The following is a 26,855-nucleotide window of genomic DNA, read 5'->3' as shown; positions in this document are numbered from 1 at the left end:
CGCGGGGGAAGCACCATGTCACTGACACAGGCCCTTAATTCTGCCATTTCCGGTTTGAACACCGCGCAATCGCGCATTGCGATTACATCGTCGAATATTGCCAACGTCAACACCGCTGGCTATTCACGCAAAATTGCCGGCCAGGAATCCCTGACGTTGAACGGCCAGGGTGCCGGTGTTCAGATTGGCGATGTGACCCGTAACGTCAATGCCGGTCTGCAAACCGAATTGCGTGGCGAACTTGGCAAAGCCGGCACAGCCGAAGTGCGCGATGAGTTTTATCAGCGGATCCAAACCTTGTTTGGCACGCCGCAATCAAACTCGGCCATCAGCCAGCGCATCAGCGACCTGTCTGACGCCTTTGAGCAGCTTAACAGCACGCCAGAACAGAACTCGCCCAAGGTGCAGGTTTTGTCTGCGGCAACCCAGCTTGTCGACTCGTTTGGAAAATTGTCCGACCAGGTTCAGAACCTGCGCAGCGACGCCGATGACAGCATCAACCAGGAAGTAAACGATGCCAATTCGTTGCTTAACCAGATTGCCAAGTTAAATACCGATATCGTACGACTGGGCAATATTGAGCAGCCCACCACCGAACTGCGTGACCAGCGCGACCAGAAGGTTAACGCGCTGTCAAAAATCATCAATACATCGACCTATACCCGCGAAGATGGCTCGATGGTGATTTTTACCGGCAACGGATCGCGGCCTTTGCTTGATCGCAGCCCGGTGCCGCTCAGCTTTGCGCCGACAGCTGGCTATGAACCCGGCTCAAGCGGATCGGGCATCACGCTGGACGGAGTGGATATTACCGACGAAATCAAGACCGGCACCCTGCGTGGCCTGATCGATATGCGCGACCAGGACCTGCCGCAACTGGCCGATCAGGTAAACGAACTTGCCACCCAGTTGCGCGATGCGGTCAATGCCGAACATAATAAAGGGACGGCTTTTCCGCCGCCCACCAACCTGACCGGAACGCGCCAGATCGAGGGAACCGACCTGTTTTCGGCCACCGGCAGTTTTCGGGTTGCCGCCCTTGACAGCAACGGCGACATCAAAAGTTATGCCGATATCGACCTTTCGGGGGTGACCACGGTCAATGATCTGGTCGCGGCGATCAACGGTTCTGCTGCCGGGGGCGACCTGCAGGCAAGAATTGCCGATGGGCGCCTGGTGATTGAAGGCCAGAATGGCAACCGGGTTGCGATTAACGAACTCAACAGCGACGTCACACTAAGTGACGGCCGCAACCAGGGGTTATCGCATTATTTTGGCCTCAACGACCTGTTTACCAACGCCAAAAATTCCCGTGTCATAACCTCGACGGCAATAGCAGATCCATCATCGGCACTGGGTGCCTCGGGAACCCTTACGTTTTCGGCAGGCAGCGGCACCCTTAGCCCGACGCCGATCAGCATCAACTACACCAATGGCGACAGCCTGACGACCCTCCAGAACAAGCTGCGCGGACAATTGACCGGCGCGTTGGGCCTGAGTTCAGATCAGGCGGCGAATATGGTTTATATCGCCACTGATGGTGACCGGTCGCGACTGGTGATTTCCAACGATGCCAACATGTCGGTAACCGACAGTGGCAATCTGTCCGACAAGATCGGCCTGACCGAAGACCAGCCCAATCTCGCAGGAAATCTGACAGTATCGCGCGATATCGCCAATGATCCGTCACGCCTGTCGCGCGGCACCCTTGATGCCGATATTTATGAATCAGGTGTGTCAACCGGATCGGGCATTACCATTGCCGACCCCGCAACCACTCTGGCAAATCTTGGCACCCCGGCATCGCCCCCGGCACCGGCAGGCACCAATTACAGCCTCAATATCACGGGTGATTTTGGCACCGTGGCCATTTCCTATAATGGCAGCACCGACTCCCTTAATTCGATTGCTGCACGGATTAATGCCAATTCGACGCTGACCGATAACAACGTCAATGCCGAAGTCTATTTCGACGGATCGGCCGGGAGCTATAAAATCCGGGTTCAGGATGCCGATGGCGATTCGATGTTTATGACCGACAACTTCGCCACCATGCCTGCATCTGCCGGTACCGAAAAAAGCCTGACCGATATTCTGGGCTTTGGCATTCCTTATGGTATCCGTGAAGGCGACAACTCCTCGGCGGCCTCCCTTGCAAATGCCTTTACAAAAACCGATATCGGCTTTGACGCGGCGGGCGGCCTGTCGCCAGAAAAGACATCCCTGATTGACTATGCCGCCAGTATTATCAGTACAGCAGCCACCAAGGCCTCTGCGGCCAGCGATTCCAACGCGTTTCAAAATGCCCTTGCCAACGATCTTGATACCCGTATCCAGAACGAAGCCGGGGTTAACCTTGATGAAGAAATGTCGGACCTGATCATTTTTCAGCGGGCTTATTCGGCCTCGGCAAAGGTGATTTCGACCGTTGATGAATTGTTTGATGCATTGCTGAATGCAGTTTAAGATGCTGCGAGTAATGGAGAGCTAAAATGGTAACCCGCGTAGCAACCTTTACCAGCCACACATTGTTAAGCAATCTTGCGCTGAGCAATGCCGCCAAATTGACGGATCTGAGCAATCAGTCCGCCAGCGGCTATAAATCGCGCAGTTATGCCGGGATCGCATCAGATACCCAGCAATTGCTCAATATTGAGGGCTCACTTACGCGTAACGACCAATATCTGAACAATATCACCCAGGTGAAATTGCGCCTGCAAAACATGGAATCTGCGACAGACTCGCTAACAGACATTGCGACGCGGATGAAAACTCTGTTGCTGCAAGGCCTTAGCAACTCACAGGCCAGCGACCTCAATCTGGATGAAGAAGGCAATCAGGCGCTTGATCAGGTAACGTCGCTGCTTAACACCACGCTGGACGGACGGTATCTGTTTGGCGGCGGCACCACCGACACAGCACCGGTTAACCTTGCGGCCGCCCCGCTGCCCGACACCTATTTCGCCACTGTTGCCGGAAGCGACAGCGCGACCCTTGGCGCTTTGGGCGGCACGACAGCAGGCAGCCTTGATATTAACGGGCAAACTATTGCCTATACCCCGGGCATGACGGCCAAGGCTCTGGCAAATGCCATCAACTCACTATCACCGCCGCCGGCCATTGCATCGGTACGGGCAGATGTGGGCACCCCCAACTATCGGCTGGTGATCGAAGATTTTTCCGGCAATGCCATGGCGATCAGCGAAACGGGCGGTGGCAACCTGCTTGACGGCCTGTCCCATAACCCGGCACCATCAACCGATGCCGGATATTATCAGGGCGACCAAAAGCAACTGTCGGCCCGGATTGACGAGGATTACTCAATTAAATACGGCGTTCGCGCCGATGACCCGGCATTTGCCAGCCTGATCTCCGGGCTGCAGATCATGAGCAAAACCACCGACGAGACTTCCCTGCGAATCGCGCTGGGGCATATCGAATATGCCATCGACAACCTGCCCAATGTGACGTCGAAAATCGGTATCGACACAAAAAATGTTGAAACGGTTGAATCCCAACATCAGGATTTTTCAGTTTTCGCCAATAATGCGATTTCCGATATTGAAAACGTGGATGTGCCGCTGACGCTGGCTGAACTTGAACAATACAATACAGCCTTGCAGGCCAGCTTTCTGGCAATATCGAAATCGGCCGATAACTCGCTTGTCAATTATTTGCGCTAGTCATTGATTTGAGACAGGGCATCGCGGCCAAAACTTGACGATCCTGAAAAAAGGCACATCTTGTTGCTGATCAGAAATTGGGGGAAGACGACGGGATATGACCGAACAAAAAATCAATGATGCAAATATTCCCAAATCCATTCTCGTCGAAACACGTTTTGGCGATATCGAGTTTGTTTGGGAACGTGCCCTTTACATGCCAGTCGGCCTGCTTGGCTTTGCCGATCAGCATGTTTTTGGCCTTGCCAACATTCCGGGCAAAAGCCTTGACCAGTTCAAGCTGTATCAAAGCCTGACCGATGCCGACCTGTCGTTTATTGTCGCACCCTATAATATGGAAAGCGGCATCTATTCGAACACGGATATCGAGCGGGCCGGGCAAAGCCTTGCCATCCCGCAAGAAGATATGGCCATCTTGCTGATTGTCACAGTCCGCCCGACCGGCGATAACCAGAATTTCACCATGTCTGTCAATTTGCAGGCACCGGTGATCCTTAACACCACCCGCCAGATTGCCTGGCAGCATATTATGCCGCACGACAAATACCCCGTGCAGCACGATATTTAACCACCCCCGAGACGCATGGAACAACCCTGACGATCCGTTTCATGCGTTAACGTGCCGACCCGGAATTTTTATTTTTCCGGTGCCTGATCGTGAAACCCGTTGTTCCTGCTTGGTAATTTCGGGCTTCATAAAACGCTAGACTTTATCTTGGCAGTTGGGTATATTTTGACTATCGAATCGGCATTCCTTGATCAAGAAGATCTTGGTGCCCTCCGGCAACATCGCCGGGTTTGATTGGCAAAATCGCCAATTGCAAGTGATCCATGTAGGAGTTTATCACTATGTCTTTAAATATCATTTCCAACTATGCCGCCAACGTTGCGCACCGTAACCTGCAGGCATCCGATGACATGGCGACCCGTTCGCTCGCCAAACTGTCTTCTGGTACCCGTGTCGTGTCTGCGCGTGATGACGCAGCTTCGATGGCCATTGGTGCCCGTTTGAATGCAGAAAGCCAGTCGCTGAAAACCGCGACGGTTAACGTTGGACAGGCCAACTCGATGCTTCAGATCGCCGACGGCGGTATGGCCACCATCGATAACGTTCTCGTTCGTATGAAAAGCCTTGCTGTTCAGGCATCTTCGGGCAACTTGTCCGACACCGAACGCGGCTTCCTTGACGACGAATACGGCAACCTGACCGACGAAATCAACCGTATTGCCGGTACCACCAAATTCAATGACGTTCAGTTGCTGGGTTCAGGCGGTGGTGCGGAAGTTGATCCGACTGCCATTGGTGCGGCAGTGACTTCGACCCAGGGTATCCAAGGCCTGACTTTCTCGGCCAATTCACCCATTCCTGCGGACGATGGAGTCACCCCCACCCCAGCGGGAAGCCAAATTACCTTTAGCATGGAAACGAATGCTGCTGGCAGTACGATTTTGACATTGTCTGCCACCTCAGATGGCACGACTCCTCTTAACGACGCTGCGGGCAATCCCCTTACGCAATCGATCGACGTTACCCAATTTGCATCTGGCGGCTCACAAGAAATTGGTACAGGCCAGACCAAAGAACTGAACTTTGATGACCTCGGCATTAAGCTAAAGCTGAATGAAAACTTCACGGGTACCGTTGGTAACGTTGCTCTTGCTGCTGATGCCAACAAATTTACTGGTGGGGCCACGGCTGATGTCGCGGCTGATCGTACGATTACACTTCGTTCTACCTCTGCTTCTGCCGCTTTGGCTCCGGTTGATTTCCAGATCGGTTCAGGCAACACTGCCAATGACCGTTTCACCATCAACCTGACCGCTGTTGACGCCGGTTCGCTCGGCACCGCTTCTGGCACCAATGCCCTGCAGTCAAGTGACTTGTCGAACCAGACCAACGCACAGGCTGCGATTGAAACGGTTGGCAATGCCATCAACGACCTGCAGAGCGCACGGGCAAGCATCGGTGTGTATCAGAACCGTCTTGACTTTGCCGCACAGAACCTTTCGACCACGCAGGAAAACACTGAAGCCGCTCGTTCGACCCTTATGGATCTCGACGTTGCTTCGGAAATGACCACGTTCAGCTCGAAACAGGTTCTGGTTCAGTCTGGCGTTGCCATGCTGGCACAGGCCAACCAGATGCCGCAGAACCTGCTGCGTCTGTTGCAGTAATCCAGATATTCGAACAGGAACGGGGGCGCGTCCCCCGTTCCTAATTCGAATTATCCGTAGCCGACGTGATCGGCACAGGCGGAGGCCACGATGGAAATTAACCAGACGACTTCTTCGATTCATACACCGTCATCCGGTAGTACTGTTTCCGGCGTCGCTACTGGTGTTTCTACCGGCAGCCTTTCCTTGGGAAATTCCCCTGCGGTTAGTCCCACATCAGTATCGAAATACCATGCATCCGGCAATATTGCGCCGATTGATGCCACGGATCAGTTGAAACAGGCATTTGCCGACCTTGACCTGCCAGAGCGCCCTATCGACAATTATCGCGTTGAATTAAACTTCAATCGCGATACGGGCCGGGTCATCGCCAGGGTAACCGACCGTACCAACGGCGAAATTTTGCGGGAAATCCCCTCAAAAGAATTACAAAACCTGTTTTCCCAAATTCGTGATTACCTCGGTACTTTTGTGAACGAAGAAGCCTGATTTTAATTAACAGCACCCGATGCCTTAACCGGCATGGCGTTTGCGTTAGTTTCAGGGCATAATCGTTACAAGGCAGCTTTTGCCTATCTACAGTTACCGGGAGACGCACTATGAGCAGCGTCAATTTAAATAATGTCTATGTTGGCGATAACGGACGTATTCAGCTTTCGGGCTTGAGTTCCAATATCGACTTTGTCGATGTCGTTGACCAGATGATGAAGGCCCGTCGTATCCCGGCCGACAATCTTGAAAAACGTATCGATGCCAACGACGAAAAACTGACATCCATGCGCGAGCTGCAAGATCTTGTCAAAGATCTGCAAAGCTCGATTTCCACACTATATGGTGCCGCAAGTTTCGATCAGTCCAAAAATACATTTGCCTCCAAACAGGTGTTCTCGACATCTGCCGATGGCAATGCCGCAAATCTGATGTCTGTTAGCGCAAGTAACAATGCAGCAACGGGCAGCTATAAATTTGTCGTTGACCAGATTGCCTCGAAACACAAAATTGGCGCCGAAACCGTCAATATGAACCCCGATGATGCCCTTAGCACCGCCACCAACGGGGCGGGTACTGCTATTGGTACCGGCAGCTTCACCCTTGGCACCGCCAAAGGCAGTGTGCAGATTGACGTTTCGGCAACAGACACCCTCAAAGACGTTCGCGATAAAATCAACACCGTTACCGGCACCACCGGCATTCAGGCCTCTGTGGTCAAGGTTGCCGACGGGCAGTCTACCATTATTCTGACTTCCTCGGACGAGGGGTCGACCAACCGCATGACCCTGTCTGACGATACGGGTAATGTATTGGAAAACCTCGGCATTCTTGCCGTTGATGCCGGCACGGGCACACTTGGCATTAATGCCGCCCAGGAAATTAACCCGGGTAATGACGCCAAATTCACAATGGACGGCGTGTCGATTACACGGCCGTCCAATGATATTGATGATCTGGTCGATGGTCTAAGCATCAGCCTTTTTGATGCCGAACCGGGCATGACCATCAATGTTGAAGTTGAACAGGACCTGACGGCGGCCAAAACAGCGATCCTCGGTTTTGTCGATTCCTATAACGCGGTCAAATCCTATATCAACGAAAAAACCTATGTTGATCCGCAAACCAACAAAGCCGCTGACGGCTCGGTGCTTTTGGGTAATTCGACGGTAAAATCCATCGAAACCAGCCTGCAGCAGATTGTTGGCTCGACGCCGTTCCGTTCGGACAATGGTGGCGATTCCGACCTTGCCGTGCTGGCACAGATCGGCATCAGCATTACCTCGGCGGCGGCAAGCGGCAGCACCGAAGACACCAAATATTCGGCTGGCACCCTGACGCTTGACGAAACCAAGCTCAATGACATGCTGATCAACAATGTTGATGAAGTTGCCGAGCTTTTTAACTTTAAAGCCACCAGCGACAGCCCGGCCCTGACCATGACCAGCTTCACGGGCAACACCGGGGCTGGCAATTACGAATTTTCGGTCACCAAGGACGTGGATGGTAATATTACCGATGCGACCTATACGCTTAACGGCGAAACCAAAAACGCCAAAATCAACGGCACCAGCCTGACCACGGCTGACGGTTTGAAAATTTTCTATAACGGTGCCGATGGTGCCACCGAAACCGCCACGATCAGTACGTCGGTCGGCCTCGGTGCCCGGTTGCAGTTCGCCATGCAGGAAATGCTCGATAGCGACAATGGCAGCCTGCCCTTGGAAATCAAATCAGTTGAAGGCCAGAATACCAGTTTTTCCGACAAAGTTACGCGCATTGACGACCGTATCGCCAACCAGCGCGAAGTGATGATGAACAAGTTCATCAATATGGAAAAGTCACTGGCCCAGATTAAAACCGTGCAAAGTTCTCTCGACGAGTTGATGGCCGCGGGAAAAAGCGATAACTAGGTGATTGAAGCCCCGCTTCTGATCTGCACCTTTTGAATATCAAGGAATATGGCATGAATACAAACGCGGCCCGCGCCTATGGCGACCAGCAGGTCAACACAGCATCGCCGGCACAGATGGTTTACATGCTGTATAACAAAACCATCTCGCTGCTTCAGGAAGCCATCAAGGCGATTGAAACCAACGATGTTCAGGCGCGCTGCAATGCAAATTGCCGGGCGATGGAGGTTATTGCTCACCTGTCAGGAACACTTGACCTGGATCAGGGCGGCGAGATTGCCAGTAATCTGCGTGAAATATACCGTTTTTCAACGGTCCACCTGATGAAGGTTGACCGCCATAACGATGCGCAGGCCGCGCAGGATGTTATCGGCCTGCTCACCCCGATGCGTGATTCCTGGCAGATTTTGGCCAACCGCAGTGCCGACGAATTGCGCCAGGCGGTTCAGGGTGCCAAGGAAGGCAATGTCGACCAGCAAGATATGTCGCAAGGCGCGACCGGCACCGACAATGCCAGCGCAAGCAGCGCAGATGCTGACACGGCAGAAGCACCGCGCCCGTCCGGCATTTCAATTTCGGCATAAACCGTCATCTTGTGGCACCGAACCAACGCCATCTGAAACGACGTTTCCACGCCGACGTCCGGTTTTAAAATTTTCGTTATTTTCAAATCCCTCCGGTTTCTGACCGGAGGATTTGTTTTTTAGCCTGCCTGACAAGGACGAAGCGGCAAAAGGTGCCGGGTCGACATCGCGCCCTCGCGGCCCTCCCCTTCCCTCCCCGCCTTACCCGCGCTTCACTTGTAACCTGTCATTGCGTTGCACCTGTCACGGTCGGCCCCTGTCCCGGCCCCTTGCGTGCCCCTCTCGTGTGCTCTGCCCCACAGCAACCCGCTTTCGGGTTAATTTGCCGTCGTGCCGCCGGGTGTTCACGGCAGCGATGGACAAAAACGGGCACGATTTGGCTGCTCCCGCTTGCACGCGTGGTCTTTGAAGGGTCACGGGGCAAATCCCCCCGGTTGCCCCTCGGCAAAAACTGCCCGTACCCGCATCACCTTCCCCAACCATTTGCCAGATAATGATTTTTTGTAAATTTCGATTCTGGCCCGATGTTTGCATTATCTATCGCAGACTTACAAAAGGGACCGTGTCATGCACAGCTCTGCGATCGATAAATTAAATACACCGACCATATCGGTACCCGCGCAGAACCAACCTGCCAGCCGCAGTGTGGCCTTCGCCGACATCATGGACCAGGTCCGCTCCGACCGGGCAGAAAGCGCTGCCCGCACGCCGGATCGCCCGGCAAATAGTGCCGATGTTAGCCTGAAATTGCGCGATAGCCGCAGCAATCAGGACCGTCACGAACCTGCACGCGCAGACCGCAGCGATAAAGATGTGGCGCAGACGAGGGACACCACCAGGAACGATCCGAAAGACGACAAGGTTGCACGCAACAGCGACCCCAAGGACACGGAAAACAGCAAACACAAAAACGACGCGACCTCGCGGCACGACGATACGGATGAAAAACCGGTCAAGGATGCAGCCAAGTCCGATAGCAAAACTGCCAGCGGCACCGATAGCAACGATACCGCAGACTCCGCAAAGGCCGAAACCAGCCCCGACGGACAAACGAAGACGGCCACAAATGGCACCGATGCCGGCAAGAATGGCGATATAATTGACGCCACCGCCGACCCGGCAACGGCGGAAACCATTGCCGCATCCGGCTTGCCCGTTATTGCCAGCCAGACCGCGATCGGCATTCCAACCGGAATTGGTGCCCAAGCCGCCACCGCCCAGACCGGCGATGGCAGTGCGAAGGATGCCTTGTTATCAACAACCGCCCTGTCACAATCATCCACCGGGCTGGCACAATCCGCCACGGCCAGTGGCACTGCACAAAGTGATGGCACGGCTGCCAAAACAGTGCAGGCCGCCGCGCTGAACGGCAGCGGTAGCAACGCCGAGGGCAGCACCCAAACTGCAGCCCCGACAGCAGATTTTGAAACCGCGTTAAAGCAGGAACTGGGCGGCAACGCCAAAGGTAATGCCAATGGCACCGCGGCCAATGCAGGGGGCAATACCGGCAAAGGAAACGGACAAAATAGCGCCAGTTCCCCGGCAGGCACCGCCGCGACCGCAAATAATGGCGCGCAACAAGGCACCAATACCGCAATGGCCAACCTTGCCGGTATGCAAAACGCCGCCACACCCCAGGCAGCAGGCACCGGCACCGGCACCGCAGGCACAGCGCAGCCCGGTGGCAATGCAACCGCTGCCATCGGGGCAACCGGCGCCACCGATGCCACAAATGCGAATGTTACGGTAACCGGCCTTCCCGGCCAGCCCGGAACCGCAACAGGCACGGCAGCAACACAGGCCGCCCAAACCGCGGCCGGACAAGCCGGACGCAGTGCCGCAACGGCAGAACCAGTCCAGCAACAGGTTGCGGTGCACATCAAAAACGCTGTGAGCGATGGTGTTGACAAAATTTCGGTACAGCTTCGCCCCGAACATTTGGGTCGGGTGGATGTGAAACTGGAAATTTCCCATGACGGCCGCGTTCAGACCCTGGTGCAGGCAGATAGTCGCCAGACACTGGACATGATGCGTCAGGATGTCAAAGGGCTGCAGCAAGCGTTGCGCGATGCCGGATTGAATGCCGATTCACAAAGTTTCACCTTTGAACACCGCCAGGATGGTGGTCAGGGGCAGAACCAGAATAACGGCAATAATAACGGGCGCTCTGGCGCCTCTCGCCCCAACGAGGGGGATATTATCAGCGGTGCCGAACTGGCCCAGCATGTTGCTGTGGGTTACGGCATCAATTCCAATGGCCTCGTGGATATTCGCATTTAGGACCCGGAGATAAAAAATGACGGTTTCTTCCTTAACCAATATCGGTCTTCAGACCTCGAATGCGAATGCTTCTTCGACCGCGTCGTCAACGTCGCTTTCGCAAAACTTCGATACCTTCCTGACGCTGCTGACCACGCAGTTAAAAAATCAGGACCCGACCTCGCCGATGGAAAGTGACAAGTTCACCGACCAGCTCAGCCAGTTTGCCCAGGTCGAACAGGGTATCGAAACCAACAAAAATCTTGAAAACCTGCTGACCATGCAAGGCCAGCAGCGCCAATTGTCCGCCCTGTCCTATGTCGGTGCCGAAATTGAGGCTGTTGGTGATACCAACTGGCATACACCGGGCGAAAATCTGGATTTCAAATACAGCATTTCGCCTGACGTGCCCTCGGCCCAGCTTCAGATCGTCGATCAGAGCGGTAAAACCGTTTATTCCGAAACGGTCGAAGATGTGTCGGGTGTTCAATCCTTTAGCTGGGATGGCAAGGACAATGCCGGTAACGATCAGGCCGAAGGTGCCTATACCATGGTTATCAAACCGCTGGGCACAGACGGTGAAACCTTCAAGGACGACAAGGGCAAGGAAGCCTCGGTCTCGATTGGTATCGTTGGCAAGGTCGACAGTGTCGATATTGGCGATGACGACATTTATCTGCGGATTGGCGATGTGTCAGTTCCGTTTGCGACCCTGACCAACGTCAAGCTGGCCGCAAATGCCTCAAATAACGCCAGTGATGGCACCTCCGGGACAGGTAGCACCGGAAGCGATGGCGACGATACGGCGAGCGATCCAGCCGCCTGATTGATCGACCACTTTTGAAATACCTATCAGCCTGTAAGCGCAGGAGACAAAAATGAGCCTTTTCGGTGCAATGATTTCCGGTGTATCCGGCCTTAACGCCCAAAGTCAGAACCTTGGCGTTATTTCCGACAACATCGCGAACCTTAATACAGTTGGCTATAAAAGCACCGTGGGTCGGTTCTCGACCCTGGTGACGCAGTCAGCCAGCCAGACCAACTATACACCGGGCGGGGTGCAGTTTCACCCCACAGCCCTGATCAGCAAACAGGGCCTGTTGCAAGCCACATCCTCGACGACGGCAGCTGCCATCTCGGGCGAAGGCTTTTTTATTGTGCGTGACACAGCAAACCCGGGCGAAGACAGTGAACTGTTCTTTACCCGTGCGGGTGATTTCAAGCCTGACGATAACGGCTATCTGAAAAACACGGCCGGTTATTACGTTCAGGGCTGGGCCACAGACCGTAGCGGTCAGCTTCTTGACAAAACCGGCGCTGTGACCTCGTCCAACAGCTCGGCGGCGGGTGACTTGCAGGTTCTTGACGTTAACTCGATCCTGACGGCGGCAGCCTCGACCACAAAAATCGAATTCGGTGCCAACTTTAATGCCGATGAAACACCGCTGGCCGGAACACCAACTACTTCTGCCACTGCCGGTATTACGGCCGACACCACCGACCTTACCACCCTTGCCGGTATTAACGCAGGCGACAGCTTTGATCTTTCCATTGGTGGCGCAGCGGCTGGCACAATCACGATTGTCGCGGGCGAAACCCTTAACAGTCTGGCCGCCAAAATTACGGCCCTGACCGGGGTAACAGCGACGGTGGATACCACCAGCACCAACCACACGTTGTCCATTTCCTCGACCGACCCGCAAGAAACCCTGACGCTGGCAAATAACACCGGCACCCCCCTGACAGGACTGGGCTTTGGCACGCTGACCACCACGGCGGCCTTTACCCCGGGGGCTGGCAACATTGCCTCAGGCGCGATTACGGCCAATAACAGCCTGCCGGTAACGGTTTATGACTCACTCGGAACAGCCCACAAGCTGAACCTGCAGGTGATCAAACTGGGGCAGAACAAATGGGGCTATGAATTAACCGGTGCAACAACGACCGGCGAGCTTGATGGCACCACCCACCCCAATGGCCTGGTCGCATCGGGCACCATGACATTTGACGGTAACGGTGCCCTTAAAACCTTTACCGATGAAGGTGGTGTATCGCGGGTCAACCAACCTGTTACCGGTATTACCTGGTCAAACGGGGCTGAACCCAGCTCGATCACCCTTGATGCCGGTGTCATTGGTCAAACCAATGGTGTCACCCAGTTTGCCGCAGGTACCGATGCCAACGGCAATCTGGTCGATTACACCACCCACTTTATTAACCAGGATGGCGCCCAGGCCGGAACCATGGTCAATTATGGTTTCACCGAAGACGGTTTCTTGCAGGTGGAATTTGCCAATGGCGTGAAACGCCCGGTTTACAAACTGGCAGTAGCCACGTTTGAGGCCCCGGATTCACTGGAAAACCATACAGGCAACGTCTATCGCCAAACCCGTGAATCGGGCGATTACCTGCTGCGCGAGCCGGGCCTGAACGGCGCTGGTTCGGTGGTGGCATCGGCCCTTGAATCGTCCAACGTCGATCTGGCCGAGGAATTCACCAACATGATCGTGACCCAGCGCGCCTATTCGGCCAATACCAAAACCATCACCACCACGGACGAAATGCTCGACGAACTGATCCGGGTGAAACGTTAAACAAGAGGGCGCGGGTTAACTTCCCGCGCCGTCTTTATGGCTTTTTTTGCCACAGGTTTACTGTTAGAGACTCGCCCGGCTTTGTCCGGGCTTTTTTTTCGTTAATCCGATACCCACATAAGGGGTAAGCGGTCTTTCAATCAAAGATGCCGGCAAACGGTCATCACTGGGCAAAATTTGCCGGTCGTTAACCTGTTCTTCAACTTGCACCCCTATTCGTGATAAGGGTTGGTAAGCGTCATGACGCCATACCAGTTGGGGAATTGGGGTGACCGAGCGGGATAGGAGCAGCCTGAATGGGCGGCATTTTACAGACTCTCAAGAGCCTGGGGCCGACACGTCTTATGGCGTTGTCGGGCGTAGCCCTGTTGTTGATTGTGTTTTTTGCTTTTCTGGTTTTGCGCGTTTCGGCGCCGAACATGGATTTGCTCTATCGTGATCTGTCTCCGGCGGATGCCGGGCAAATTGTTGATCGCCTTGAAAGCCAGCAAATCCAGTATCAGTTGCTCAAAGGGGGTACCGAAATTCTGGTCCCGTCCGACGAAGTCAACCGCATGCGCATTTCAATGGCCGAAGCTGGCTTGCCCACCGGCGGCTCTGTCGGGTATGAAATTTTCGACAAGCAGGACGGCCTGGGCTCGACCAGTTTCGAGCAAAACATCAACCATGTGCGCGCCCTTGAAGGCGAATTATCGCGGACCATCGCCTCGATTGATGCAGTAAAACAGGCCCGCGTCCATCTGGTTCTGCCCAAACGGCAAATGTTTTCGCGCGAAACCCAGGAACCCAGTGCGTCGATTGCGCTGCAGCTGCAAGGCAAAAACCTTGATGCCGAACAGGTTACCGCCATTCAGCATCTGGTCGCGGCGGCCGTGCCCCAGCTTGTGCCCAGCAAGGTTTCCATCATTGATGAACGCGGGCATTTGCTGGCACGTGGCGATGGCGAGCAGCAAACGGCCACCTTCCTGACCCAGACCGCCGATGAAATGCGCATCCGCAACGAAACCCGTCTGCGCAACACCATCGAGGATCTGCTGTCACGCTCGCTGGGCTATGGCGAAGTTCGGGCCGAAGTATCGGTCGATATGAATTTCAACAAGGTCACCACCAATAACGAACGGTTTAATCCTGACGAACAGGTGGTGCGTTCGAGCCAGACGGTTGATCAGACATCAAACAATACCGAAAGCGATGGCAACGACCCTGTAACCTTGCAAAACAACCTGCCCGACCCCAATCTGGGCAATAATGGTGCGGGCAGCAACAGCCAGGAAAACCGGTCGGAAGAAACGGTTAATTACGAAATTTCAAAAACCACCACCACCAGCATCAAGGAAATCGGCCAGATTTCGCGGGTCACTGTCGCTGTTCTGGTAGATGGCACCTATAATACCAACGAAAATGGTGAAAAGACTTATCAGGAACGCTCCAAGGGCGATCTTGACAAAATTGCCGCCCTGGTGCGCAGTGCCATTGGCTATGATCCCAATCGCGGCGACCAGGTCGAAGTCATCAATATGAAATTTGCTGACAGCTCCGATATCTTCAAGGATGCACCGGTTGATACCTTCCTGGGCCTCGACAAGACCGAGGTCTTCCGCATCGCCGAAATGCTGGTGCTGGCAATTGTTGCCATCCTTGTTATCTTGCTGGTGGTACGTCCGCTTCTGACCCGGGCCTTCGAAACCTTGCCCAGTGCCGCCGACATGGCCCAGCGCCAGTTGCTGGCCGAAGATGGCGGCATGATGGAAGGGGGCACACCGGCATTGGCGGGGCCTGCCCCTGTACCGGGTGCGCACATGTCCGAAGAACATGACGAACTGATCAACATTTCGCAGGTCGAAGGCCGGGTCAAAGCATCGTCGGTTAAAAAGATTGGCGAAATCGTCGACAAACACCCGGAAGAAGCCCTGGCGATTATTCGCAACTGGCTTTACCAGGAAAACTAGGGCCAGAATGCCGCCGGGGGGCGATGGCGCGGTGCGTTCGATATTCCTGATCCGGGGTTACGGCCCCGGACTAACACCCGACAGATTGCCGATGTGATATGACTGCGATCGAAAAATTCAAATTTGAGCTTAATTTTGACGATGCCGATACCGTGATTCGCCCTGCGGGTTCGTCACAGGAACGCTATTCGCTAACGCGGAAGTCAAAAAAGAAGCAAAAAGCCGAAGAAGATGTGCCGCCGCCACCGCCGGCCATTTACACCGAAGAACAAATGCAAACCCTGCTGCGCGATACCGAAACACGCGCGCGCGAAGAAGCCTTTGCCCAGGGACATAGCCAGGGACTGACACAGGGCCGTGATGAAATTCTGGCAGCGGTGGAAAAAACGGTTGCCGATACGGCAGCGCAAATTGCAGCACGGCTGGACCATATCGACGAATTGCAAAAACGCGCCCAGGCAAGCACGGCCGAAGATTCCATTCATGTAACACGGGCGATCCTGAAAAAGCTGATCCCGGCCTGGACCCTTGAAAACACCACAATCGAAATCGAAAACATTGTTCGCCAATGCCTTTCCAACCTGTTTGATACGCCCAAAGTCCTGATCCAGGTTCATCCCGCCATTGCCGACGAACTGCAAAAACGCGTTAGCGAAATTGCCCGGAGCCGCGGGTTTTCGGGCCAGGCCGTGGTGGTGGGTGAAGCCAGCATTGCCAGCGGCGATTGCCGGGTCTCGTGGGGGGATGGCACTGCCATCCGGGATCAAAAACGAACATGGTCGGAAATCAACGCCATTGTTGATAATGCCATCATCGCCCATCGCGACGGGTTTAACCTTGGCGACAACCCGATGGCGGACCCGCACATACAGGAAAGCCGTTTTCCCGCGCCCGAACCGGGTACCGGCACCGACGCGCCTTCGGCACCAAAGCCCGATATGTCGGCCAGTGGCGAAAATTCGGCAATGTCCGAACCTTCTGAAAATCCTGAACATCACGAACATTCCGAAACACCCGACCCTTTGACGCCCAAGCAAGATATGCCTGCCCCCCATGCGCCTGCCACCGGCAGTGCCAGCGCCACCCCGGATGTCGCGCCAGCCGACCCTGATGCCGCCGTTTCACCGGAAGGCACGGAAAATATGGCACGCCAGCCCGACACCCCGCCCGGCACCACCTGAATCGCAACATAAAAAAGACACCCGGCAGATAAAAACAATAGATTGCATCCGACCGGTGATGAAAGCGACAATACAGGTTCGGCAGGAGCCATCCACCCCGATACCAGCAGGAGACTAAAATGGCAGATGATGACGATCTGGAACTGTCCGAACTTGATGATGACGATATCGAACTGGAAGGCGAAGGAACAGAATTGCTCGCCGGACTCGACACCGGTGGCGAAGGGATGAAAACATCCAAGGATCTTGAGGCGGTATATGATATTCCGGTTCAGGTATCTGCGGTTCTGGGAAAAGCCACCATGCAGGTCAGCCAGTTGCTGAAATTGGGGCGTGGGGCCGTCGTCGAGCTTGACCGCAAGGTTGGGGAAGCTATTGATATATATGTCAACAACCGCCTGGTCGCCCGTGGCGAAGTGGTTGTGGTCGAAGACCGTCTGGGGGTAACCATGACGGAAATTATTAAATCAGAACGAAACTAGGCTGGTCAGAAGGATAGCTGTGAATGGCGGACGGGGGGACGAAGACGAAGTTCGACATCGCAACGGTGGTCGGACTGATCGTCGGGTTTGCGTTGGTTGTTGCTGCAATTTTCCTGGGCGGATCGCCCGGGGCATTTATTGACGTACCGTCAATCCTGATTGTTATCGGGGGGACTGCCGCGATTACGGCAGTGTGTTTTGCCCTGAGCGAATTTCTCGGGGTTGGCAAGGTTTTGGCGCGGACGATTTTTCATCCGTCGCGTAACCCGGCAGATGCAGCATTGCAGATTTTGCAACTGGCCGAAATTGCCCGCAAGGGCGGTGTCCTGTCACTGCAGGGACATCTCGACAGTTTGCTCGGCGAGGAATTTCTTTGGAAGGGCCTGTCCCTGGTTGTGGACGGCACCCCGCCCGAAGAAGTAGAGGGGATCATGCGCAAGGACATGAACGCCACCATTTCGCGCCATCACAAAGGGGCAAGCATGCTTAAAAAGGCAGGCGACATTGCCCCGGCCATGGGCCTGATCGGAACCTTGATCGGTCTGGTACAGATGCTGGGCAACCTTGATGATCCATCCTCGATTGGCCCGTCCATGGCGGTGGCCCTTTTGACAACGTTTTATGGCGCGGTTTTGTCCAACATGGTGTTTATGCCGCTGGCAGCCAAACTGGAACGCAACTCGCAGGAAGAAGAATTATTAAACTCGGTCTATATGGTTGGCGCCGTTTCAATCGGTCGGCAGGAAAACCCCCGCCGCCTTGAAATGTTGCTCAATTCAATTTTGCCCCCGGCAAAGCGGGTCAGCTATTTTGACTGATCCGGTGGCGCCATTTTTCGGTAACGAAACAATGGTATCACAGCACAGACACACCAAAAGCGGATCGGAAAGAGATTAGGCAATGCAGGTATTGATCGTTGGTGGACTGGGCGGCCAGATCGGCGCAGCCAGCAAGATCGCGATGGCACGGGGTGCTTCGGTTCAATTGGCCGAAAGCGTTACCACAGCCTTGAACATCCTGCGCGCAGGCAAGCGCATTGATCTGGTTATGGCCGATATTACCCTTGATGTCGGTGCCCTGATCAACGGGCTGGCAGCCGAACGCATCAGCGTACCGGTTGTGGCCTGCGGCGTTGGCAACGACATTAACGGGGCGGTCAACGCGATTAAGGCAGGTGCGCAGGAATATATCCCGCTGCCCCCCGAAGCCGACCTGATTGCCGCCATTTTTGAAGCCGTCACCGAGGAAAGCCACGCCCTGATCCACCGCGATCCGCGCATGACCGAAACCCTGCGTCTGGCCGAACAGGTCGCGCGCAGCACCGCATCCATCCTGATCACGGGCGAAAGCGGGACCGGCAAGGAAATTCTCTGCCGGTTTATTCACCGTAAATCCAGCCGGGCCGAAAAACCCTTTGTTGCGGTTAATTGCGCGGCCATTCCCGAAAATTTGCTGGAATCCGAGCTGTTTGGCCACGAAAAAGGGGCCTTTACCGGCGCACAGGCGCGGCGCATTGGCAAGTTTGAAGAAGCCGATGGCGGCACCTTGCTGCTTGATGAAATCAGCGAAATGGATGTCCGCCTGCAAGCCAAATTGCTGCGCGTTATTCAGGAACGTGAAATTGACCGTCTGGGCGGCAGCAAGCCGGTCAAGGTCGATGTGCGCATTCTGGCAACCTCGAACCGCAACCTTGAAGCCTATGTCCAGTCGGGCAATTTCCGCGAAGACCTTTATTTTCGCCTCAATGTCGTCAATCTCGACATTCCCTCGCTGCGCGAACGCCCGGGCGATATCCCGGTTCTGGCCGAATTTTTTGTCCGCAAATATTCAGAAGCCAATGACATGCCGCTTCGTCCCATCAGCCCGCTGGCAATCGAACGGCTGGTTCATCACTATTGGCGCGGCAATGTCCGCGAACTTGAAAACACCATGCATCGCGCCGTGCTGATTGCCGGGCCCGGCGAAATCGGCCCCGAGGCCATCATGCTTTCGGGCGGTATGCCAAATGTCGATGCCCCGCAACCGGCCGCCTTTTCGCCCCCGCCGCAAGCCCCGGCACAGGCCCCCGCACCATCAACGCCACAAGGATATGGCGCATCGGGTGCCGACCCGCGCGAAATTGCCCGCAGCAATGCCGCCGCGGCGGCGTATAACCCGTCTTATGTCAATGCTTACCGCAATGGCGCACCGTCGTCTGGCGGGGGCTATGCTACCCCTGGCGGGCAAGGCGGTTATGGCCAAGGCTACCCGCATGAAGCAGCCCCGTCACACACCGGCACGCCCCCGGCCACACCCGCGCCAAACGCCCCAGCTAACGGCACCACCGCCGCCGAACCCGCCCGTCCCTATGGCGACGCCCCCGACGGCGGCGAGGACAGTGGCGTTATTTCGGAACATGGGTCGATCACGGCGGCTTTGGTGGGCCGGACCGTGGCCGATGTTGAACGCGACCTGATTATTGATACCCTGAAACATTGTTTTGGCAACCGCACCCATGCGGCCAATATTCTGGGTATTTCGATCCGTACCTTGCGCAATAAGCTTCGCCAATATACCGACGAAGGGGCTAATGTTCCCTTGCCTGGCAATAACTGACCACCCGCGTTGCGCGGTGCCAGCGGCGGACATGCAAAATAATTGTCTCTCGATATGGATGGACGCGCTGCAACATACAATATAACCCCACACCGGGTTTACCCTGCCGACACGGGCAACAAGACAGGAACAACAGCACACAAGATGGCAGATGGTCGCCAAATAACCCCGTCAGGGCCTGGAAATTCGGGCGGTCCGCCCGGTAATAGCGCGCTGATGGATAATGTGAAGGGCCGTTTCCGTTCCGCATTGCGGCGCGGGGATATTGCCATGGCACTGGGTTTCGTCCTGATCCTTGTGATCATGATGTTTCCATTGCCGACCTGGTTGCTCGACATGTTTCTGGCCCTGTCGATCAGTTTTTCGATCCTGATCCTGATGACCGCCCTGTTCATCCATAAGCCGCTGGAATTCAACTCTTTTCCAACGATTTTGCTGGTGGCAACATCGCTGCGCCTGGCGCTGAACATTGCCACAACCCGCCTGATTCTGGGCCACGGCCATGAAGGCCCGCAGGCCGCCGGGCACGTGATCGAAGCCTTTGGCAGTTTTCTGGTCAGCGGCAATTTTGTCATCGGTATTATTGTTTTTGCCATTCTCGTGATCATTAACTTTGTCGTGATCACCAAGGGTTCAGGCCGTATCGCCGAAGTTGCCGCCCGCTTCACCCTTGATGCCATGCCCGGCAAACAAATGGCGGTCGATGCCGATTTGTCATCGGGCCTGATCAACGAAGAACAGGCCAAGGCACGACGCAAGGAACTGGAAGAAGAAAGTTCGTTTTTCGGCTCAATGGATGGTGCGTCAAAATTCGTGCGCGGCGATGCCGTTGCCGGTATTCTGATCACGTTTATCAACGTTATTGGCGGCATCATCATTGGGACCGCCCAGATGGGCCTGACCCTGAACGAAGCCACCGAAACCTACACCATTCTGACCGTCGGCGATGGTCTGGTCTCGCAAATTCCGGCCCTGATTGTTTCCACCGCGGCGGGCCTTCTGGTCACCAAAGGCGGCATGGAAGGGGCAACGGAAAAGGCCGTTTTTGGCCAGGTGTCAAATTACCCTGCCGCGCTGGGCATTGCTGCTGCCATGATGGGCGGCATGTCGCTTTTGCCAGGCATCCCCATGGTCTGGTTTATGGGGCTGGCCATCGGGATGGGCTATCTGGCATGGATGCTAAGCAAACGCAAAGACAATGCCGCCGCCCTTGTGACCCAGCAAGCAAGCGACGCCGCCGCACAGGCCGCCGCCCCGCCCGCCGAAGAACCCATCGCCAACGCCCTGCGCATGGATTATGTCCGGCTGGAACTGGGTTATGGCCTGTTATCGCTGATCAGCACCGAACGCGGGCAAAAACTGACCGACCAGATCAAGGCGCTGCGCCGCCAGATGGCGGCCGATATGGGCTTTGTCATGCCCAGCGTGCGCATTCAGGACAACATGCAGCTTCCGGCCAATACTTACGTTGTGCGGGTGAAGGAAATTGAAGCCGGACGGGGCGATTTGCGCCCCAACATGTTGCTGGTGATGGACCCCCGCGGCGAGGAAATAACCCTGGCGGGTGAAAAAACCATCGAGCCGACCTTCAACCTGCCTGCCATGTGGGTGGAACAGGGCATGAAGGAAGAAGCCATGTTCCGGGGTTATACGGTGGTGGACCCGCAAACCGTAATTACCACCCACCTGACCGAAGTGGTCAAGGACCACATGCCCGAGCTTCTGTCCTATGCCGAAACGCAAAAGCTGCTGGACGAGATGGAAGACGAACAGAAAAAACTGGTCGAGGATATTATCCCCAGCCAAATTTCGGTCGGCGGGGTTCAGCGCGTGTTGCAGGCATTGTTAACCGAACGCATTTCAATCCGCGATTTGCCGACCATTCTTGAAGGGATTGGCGAGGCTACCGCCTTTACCCGCAATCCGACCTTCATGACCGAACATGTGCGATCACGTCTGGCGCGTCAGCTATCGGACACCAATTCCAACGGCGATGGTGTGATTCCGCTTGTGACCCTGTCGCCGGAATGGGAACAGATTTTTGCCGAAAGTCTGGTTGGCACCGGCGAGGAAAAGCAGCTATCGATGCCGCCCAGCCAGTTGCAGGAATTTATCAACAAGGTCCGCACCACGTTCGAACGTCTGGGCATGATGGGGGAATCCCCGGTCTTGCTGACCAGCCCTGGCATTCGCCCCTATGTGCGGTCGATTGTCGAACGTTTCCGCCCGGCAACCGTCGTGATGTCGCAAAACGAAATTCACCCCAAGGCACAATTAAAAACAATGGGGCAAATTTGATGATCGGGCAAAAAGGGGCGTGCCATGCGTCTTAAAACCTTTACTGCCCCTACCATGAGTGCGGCGATGGCGCTGGTCAAAGAACATATGGGGCCCGATGCCATTATCGTATCGACCCAGGATATTCCCGGGTCCGGCGTGCGCCTGACCGCCGCCATTGACAGCGAACCCGACTTTGACATTGGCATTGGCACCGGCGTTGATGACGGGGTTAGCGCGCCAACGCAGGGCGAACTGATCGAGGAAGCCGAGCGCGCATTAATTCGCCATTCGGTGCCGGAACGATTACGCCTGCGCCTGTGCGATGCCATGGGCCGCGAACGCAACCCGGGCAATGTGCAGCAATTGCTGGCCAGTGCGCTGGACGAGATATTTGAATTTACCCCCCTGCCCGAAAAAAGCAGCCCACGCGCGATTGCCTTTGTTGGCACACCGGGGGCGGGCAAAACACTTTGCGTTGCCAAGGCCGCGGCACGGGCGGTGATGAAAAAACGCCGGGTCGCTGTTTTAACCAGTGACACCAAACGCGCTGGCGGTGTTGACCAGCTGCGCGCCTTTACCCGAATTTTAAAAATCCCGCTGGGCATTGTCAAATCGGCAGAAGATTTTCGCGCCCAGTTCGATGCCGTGCGCGAGGCCGATCTGGTATTTGTCGACACAGCGAACTGCAACCCCTATATCCAGTCCGAGCTTGTGGCCTTGACCGCGTTTTTACATGCCGTGCCCAGCGAACCCATTCTGGTTTGCCCGGCCGGGGTTGATGCCGAAGAAACCGGCGATATTGCCAATGCCTTTGCCGAATGCGGAACAACACGAATGCTGATTACGCGCCTTGATGTTGCATCCCGACTGGGAGGGGCGTTATATGGTGCAGATTGTGGAAATCTTTCATTATGCAATGTCAGCATGACCGCGCAGGTTGCAGATGGCCTGACCGCCATTAGCCCGGTCGCCCTGGCAAAATTGCTGATCCCAGCCCGTCACACCCATAAGAAAACGAGTTTCGCCGAGGTCATGAAATGACAGCCAAATCTGATGCCACCCCAATAGAGGCTGGTCGCACCAAGGGACGCAATGTCATTGCCGTTGCTTCGGGCAAAGGCGGTGTAGGAAAGACGTGGTTTGCCATTTCGCTGTGCCATGCGCTGGCATTGCGCGAAATGAAATCGCTATTGTTTGACGGCGACCTTGGCCTGGCCAATATCGACATTCAATTGGGCCTGATGCCCAAACACGATCTGGGCGGTGTTATTTCCGGGCGCATCGCCCTTAAGGATGCCATCACCCGATTTGAGGATGGCGGCTTTGACATTGTCGCCGGGCGCAGTGGCTCGGGCACATTGGCCAACCTTCCTGCTAGCCGGTTACAGGCCCTGTCTGACGACCTTTTGCAAACCGGCAAAGCCTATGACAAGGTTTTGATCGACCTTGGTGCCGGGGTGGACCAGGGCGTGCGCCAGATGACCAGCCTTGCCAATACCGTGATTGTGCTGACCAATGGCGACCCCACGGCATTGACCGATGCTTATGCCTTTATCAAGGTAACGCACATGGCGCGGCCCAGGGCCGACATCCGTGTGGTGGTTAATCTGGCAAAGGACAAAAAGGAAGGCGAGGCAATTTACGCCAAGCTTCTTAAAGCCTGCGAAGGATTTTTAAAAATCTCGCCGCCGCTTTTGGGCGTGATCCGGGCCGATAGCAAGGTGTCGGAATGTATTCGCAGCCAGACACCGCTTCTCACCCGTCATCCCAATTCCAATGCCGCACATGATGTCGAGGCGATCGCCACAAGGCTGCTCGAAGGATAACACCGTTATGGCAGACACCAGCACCCCTGTTCCGTCTGTCTCCGGCGCCAATGCCGTTGGCACCGGATCAACCGGTGCGGCCAATGCCGGGGTCGGCACCGTTGCCCAAAACGCCCCCGAAGCCCTTGCCAAACTGCCTGTCGACAGCCTGATACAAGCCGCCATCCAAAGCCGGAACGGGGCCGAAACCACCCTGCAAACCGCCCTTGGCAATGTCAATGTTCGCCTGCCCGCCCAATTGCCGGGCAGCCTGAACGATCTGGTCTGGGTGCGGATTATGCCGCAAACCGGCACCGAGGGCACCGGTGGCACCAATGGCCTGCGCTTGCAGGTATTGCCGCAAACATTGCTGGCAGGCGGCGGCACTGCCAGCACGGCAGGATCCGCCCCCGCGCCGATCCTGCCGGGGCAAAGTTTTACCGGTATTACCACCACCAGCCTTGCCCTGCCCGGCGGGGCCACCTTGCCTGCCGGAAGCCAGATGCAAATGGTGTTTGTCGCACCCGGTGCGGCCTCTCCGGCCAAAGCGGCCGGTCTTTTTGCGCCGTCACAACTTGCCGGGCAAGCCGCGACGACCGTATCTGTCGGACAAGGTGCCGCACAGCCCGCTGGCGTGGTCGGAACCATTGGAGCTGCCGGAACTGCCGGTGCCAGCGGCACCCCCGCCTCCAGCACCCTGTCGGCAACCGCCGCGGGCAATGCCGCGATAACAAACAGCGCCATCGCGGCCGGGCAAACCGGCACCGCCAACAAGGCCGGTATCGTTTCCGGGGCCGGTATTCAAGCGGGCGGCGCCGGGCGTGCGGCCCTGTCAGCCCCGGTTATTTTAACCGGCACGGTTTTGCCCGCCAACAGCCCCGAGGCCCGCCTGCTTCCCGACGGGTTTACCGCCCTTCGTACCAATGCCGGTGTTATCGGGGTAAAATTACCGGTCCCCGCCCCGGTCGGGGCGACGTTATCGTTTGCAATTGATGCCAACAGTGCGGCTGCGGCCCGCATTCCCCAGCCAGTGATGACCGAAGGCGAACTTATGGCACGGGGCCAGGCCGCCAGCCTGACCCACAACTGGGACAGCTTGCAACGCGCGATCAGCACCCTTGCCCAGTTCGACCCGCAGGCGGCACAGGCGATTTTAAACCAGATCCCGTCGGCAGGCCCGCGCCTGACCAACACCATGATGTTTTTCTTTTCCGCCATGACCGGTTCGGCGGGTTCGGCCAAAAGCTGGCTGGGGGAACGCTCTATCGGCTCGCTTGACGGACGCGACAGCAAAGATGCCGGACTGGGCAAAAAGCTGGAGGGGGATTTTAATATTCTGCGCAGCATGGCCAGCGAGCAGCGCCCCGATGGCTGGCGTGTGATGTCGATGCCCTTTCAGATGGGCGAGCGGATTGAGCAAATGCAACTGGCCTGGCGACACGGCCATAGCGACGAGGACGACAGCCCGGCGGGTAAAACAGGCGATCCGGGTACCCGCTTTTTGCTCGATTTGTCTTTTACAGCCCTGGGCCATACCCAGCTTGACGGGCTGGTGCGCAAAGACAGCCAGAAATTTGATTTGATCGTTCGCACGGAAAATACCCTTGATGGCCCGCAACGAGATGATATCCGCGCCATTTTTAACGAAGCCCTGACAATTGCCAAGTTGGGCGGTGCCCTGAATTTTCAAAATGGCAGCCGCTTTATTGAGGTCAGCCCGACGCCGGAGCCACAAGGCCCGCAAAAACGCGGGCTTGAGGCATAATTCCACCCGCCTTTATCAATCGGGGACTGGTCCGGTTTGCGATTGATGACTATGCTAAAGCAATAACCTCCGGATCAGGAACAGGCACATGCTGGAAATTTTTGAACGACGCAATCTGCTGGAAACCGAAACCAATCCCGGTATTCAGTTTGATTATGTCGTGACCCTGCAAAGCGAACTTGGCGGTGCCCAAAATGTTTTTCCCGCCCGCCTGACCCTGCGTTACATCCCTGACCGGCTGATTTTAAAACCTGCATGTCTGGCGACATATTTTCAGGAAATCGAAACCATAGTTTTTGACAATCTTGAACAGGCCGCCGTCCTGCTGATGGAAGATTTCAATAACGAACTGATCCCGCGCTGGATCAATATGCGGCTGAACAAACACACCGCCGATAACGCCAGCGTGCAACATCACGAAGCCACAATGGAAGACCGCCAGCCGCGCTGGCACAATGCCCGCCTGCTGGAACGTCTGGAACGCTACTGATCCATTATCGAAACGGCTGCCCGTGCACCCAGCAAGTCAGCGAAAACCGGGTTCCGGCAATGGTGGGGGCCACCCGGTGCAAAACAAAGCTGGGAAATAAAATGGCGGTGCCGCGTGCCATCGGGGCATCCACAATGTGCCCCGCCGGGTTCATCTGCAACAATCCACCGTCATAATCGGTCGGATCTGACAGCTGGATCACCATTGTCAGCTTGCGGCGGCGCGCAACGTCCGATGCACCAATGTCGCTGTGCCAGTCATAATGCCCGCGCTGATCGCCTTCATAACGGGCGATCTGGGCGTTTTCGGCAAAATCGGTCAGGCCAAAATCAAAACAGGTGCGGTTGGCGGTGGCGACCAGATCAACGATCTGGCGCATGACAACGGGTTCCTGTTCTTCATTAAACCAGCCGATCTGGCTGCGGCGAATGTGGCTGGCGGCCTGCCCCTGCACCAGACCACCTTCATCAAGGCGGTCATTGAAATTGGCGATAAGCCGGTCGCAGGTCGCAATATCAAGCGCGTCTGGCACAATCAAAGACATTTCGTCAGGAAACATTTCGCCAAGACTCCAAAAAGCACCCTGTTGGCACTGCCGCCGATCTATACCG

General features: G+C 55.7%; 21 protein-coding genes. 20 read left to right on the top strand and 1 reads right to left on the bottom strand.

The window, feature by feature from the left end; all coding sequences use genetic code 11:
* The first annotated feature begins 15 nt into the window (after positions 1–15).
* From flgK to TMES_RS06740, 20 genes are all read left to right on the top strand, one after another.
* Positions 16–2,466, top strand: a complete 2,451-nt coding sequence (flgK, locus tag TMES_RS06835; RefSeq protein WP_085580751.1) for a flagellar hook-associated protein FlgK — start codon at positions 16–18, stop codon at positions 2,464–2,466.
* Between the two features lie 26 nt (positions 2,467–2,492).
* Positions 2,493–3,683: a flagellar hook-associated protein FlgL gene (flgL, locus tag TMES_RS06830; protein WP_085580749.1), complete on the top strand. Its 1,191-nt coding sequence runs from the start codon at positions 2,493–2,495 to the stop codon at positions 3,681–3,683.
* A gap of 97 nt (positions 3,684–3,780) precedes the next feature.
* Complete coding sequence (gene fliW / locus TMES_RS06825; RefSeq protein ID WP_085580747.1) at positions 3,781–4,251, top strand: flagellar assembly protein FliW; 471 nt, start codon at positions 3,781–3,783, stop codon at positions 4,249–4,251.
* A 281-nt stretch (positions 4,252–4,532) separates the two neighbouring features.
* A complete protein-coding gene (locus TMES_RS06820) occupies positions 4,533–5,858 on the top strand; it encodes a flagellin N-terminal helical domain-containing protein (RefSeq protein WP_085580745.1) in 1,326 nt (441 codons plus the stop codon).
* A gap of 90 nt (positions 5,859–5,948) precedes the next feature.
* Positions 5,949–6,347 carry a flagellar protein FlaG gene (locus tag TMES_RS06815; protein ID WP_085580743.1) on the top strand — a complete coding sequence of 133 codons (399 nt, stop codon included), beginning with the start codon at positions 5,949–5,951 and terminating at the stop codon, positions 6,345–6,347.
* 110 nt (positions 6,348–6,457) lie between these two features.
* Positions 6,458–8,260, top strand: a complete 1,803-nt coding sequence (fliD, locus tag TMES_RS06810; RefSeq protein WP_085580741.1) for a flagellar filament capping protein FliD — start codon at positions 6,458–6,460, stop codon at positions 8,258–8,260.
* A gap of 53 nt (positions 8,261–8,313) precedes the next feature.
* Positions 8,314–8,844: a flagellar export chaperone FliS gene (gene fliS, locus TMES_RS06805; RefSeq protein WP_085580740.1), complete on the top strand. Its 531-nt coding sequence runs from the start codon at positions 8,314–8,316 to the stop codon at positions 8,842–8,844.
* Between the two features lie 567 nt (positions 8,845–9,411).
* Positions 9,412–11,124 carry a flagellar hook-length control protein FliK gene (locus tag TMES_RS06800; RefSeq protein WP_085580738.1) on the top strand — a complete coding sequence of 571 codons (1,713 nt, stop codon included), beginning with the start codon at positions 9,412–9,414 and terminating at the stop codon, positions 11,122–11,124.
* 16 nt (positions 11,125–11,140) lie between these two features.
* Positions 11,141–11,929, top strand: a complete 789-nt coding sequence (locus TMES_RS06795) for a flagellar hook assembly protein FlgD (protein WP_085580736.1) — start codon at positions 11,141–11,143, stop codon at positions 11,927–11,929.
* Between the two features lie 52 nt (positions 11,930–11,981).
* Positions 11,982–13,697: a flagellar hook protein FlgE gene (locus TMES_RS06790; protein WP_085580734.1), complete on the top strand. Its 1,716-nt coding sequence runs from the start codon at positions 11,982–11,984 to the stop codon at positions 13,695–13,697.
* A 296-nt stretch (positions 13,698–13,993) separates the two neighbouring features.
* The gene (gene fliF, locus TMES_RS06785) at positions 13,994–15,646 is read left to right on the top strand and encodes a flagellar basal-body MS-ring/collar protein FliF (protein WP_085580732.1); all 1,653 of its coding nucleotides are present in this window, start codon (positions 13,994–13,996) and stop codon (positions 15,644–15,646) included.
* Positions 15,647–15,744: 98 nt separating this feature from the next.
* Entirely contained in the window at positions 15,745–16,827 is a 1,083-nt protein-coding gene (locus tag TMES_RS06780) for a FliH/SctL family protein (RefSeq protein ID WP_085580730.1), read from the top strand.
* 227 nt (positions 16,828–17,054) lie between these two features.
* Positions 17,055–17,309, top strand: a complete 255-nt coding sequence (gene fliN, locus TMES_RS06775; protein WP_371440813.1) for a flagellar motor switch protein FliN — start codon at positions 17,055–17,057, stop codon at positions 17,307–17,309.
* Positions 17,310–17,332: 23 nt separating this feature from the next.
* Positions 17,333–18,127, top strand: a complete 795-nt coding sequence (locus TMES_RS06770) for a motility protein A (RefSeq protein WP_085580726.1) — start codon at positions 17,333–17,335, stop codon at positions 18,125–18,127.
* 82 nt (positions 18,128–18,209) lie between these two features.
* A complete protein-coding gene (locus TMES_RS06765; protein ID WP_085580725.1) occupies positions 18,210–19,904 on the top strand; it encodes a sigma-54-dependent transcriptional regulator in 1,695 nt (564 codons plus the stop codon).
* A gap of 144 nt (positions 19,905–20,048) precedes the next feature.
* The gene (gene flhA, locus TMES_RS06760; protein WP_085580723.1) at positions 20,049–22,202 is read left to right on the top strand and encodes a flagellar biosynthesis protein FlhA; all 2,154 of its coding nucleotides are present in this window, start codon (positions 20,049–20,051) and stop codon (positions 22,200–22,202) included.
* 24 nt (positions 22,203–22,226) lie between these two features.
* Positions 22,227–23,225 (top strand): flagellar biosynthesis protein FlhF, encoded by a 999-nt coding sequence (locus tag TMES_RS06755; RefSeq protein ID WP_085580722.1) that lies wholly within the window; start codon positions 22,227–22,229, stop codon positions 23,223–23,225.
* Positions 23,222–24,010, top strand: a complete 789-nt coding sequence (locus tag TMES_RS06750) for a MinD/ParA family protein (RefSeq protein ID WP_085580720.1) — start codon at positions 23,222–23,224, stop codon at positions 24,008–24,010. The genes TMES_RS06755 and TMES_RS06750 overlap by 4 nt, the downstream gene beginning before the upstream one ends.
* Positions 24,011–24,017: 7 nt before the next feature.
* On the top strand, positions 24,018–25,754 hold the full coding sequence (locus TMES_RS06745) for a hypothetical protein (RefSeq protein WP_085580719.1): 1,737 nt from the start codon (positions 24,018–24,020) through the stop codon (positions 25,752–25,754).
* A gap of 88 nt (positions 25,755–25,842) precedes the next feature.
* Positions 25,843–26,244 carry a hypothetical protein gene (locus TMES_RS06740; protein WP_085580717.1) on the top strand — a complete coding sequence of 134 codons (402 nt, stop codon included), beginning with the start codon at positions 25,843–25,845 and terminating at the stop codon, positions 26,242–26,244.
* Positions 26,245–26,248: 4 nt separating this feature from the next.
* Here TMES_RS06740 and TMES_RS06735 read toward each other — a convergent pair whose 3' ends face one another.
* Entirely contained in the window at positions 26,249–26,803 is a 555-nt protein-coding gene (locus TMES_RS06735; RefSeq protein ID WP_085580715.1) for a 2OG-Fe(II) oxygenase, read from the bottom strand.
* Positions 26,804–26,855: the final 52 nt, after the last annotated feature.

The sequence above is a fragment of the Thalassospira mesophila genome, from assembly GCF_002115755.1.
Taxonomy (GTDB): domain Bacteria; phylum Pseudomonadota; class Alphaproteobacteria; order Rhodospirillales; family Thalassospiraceae; genus Thalassospira; species Thalassospira mesophila.
The sequence above is the reverse complement of the archived record's forward strand: the minus strand, read 5'-3'. Positions and strand labels throughout refer to the sequence as shown.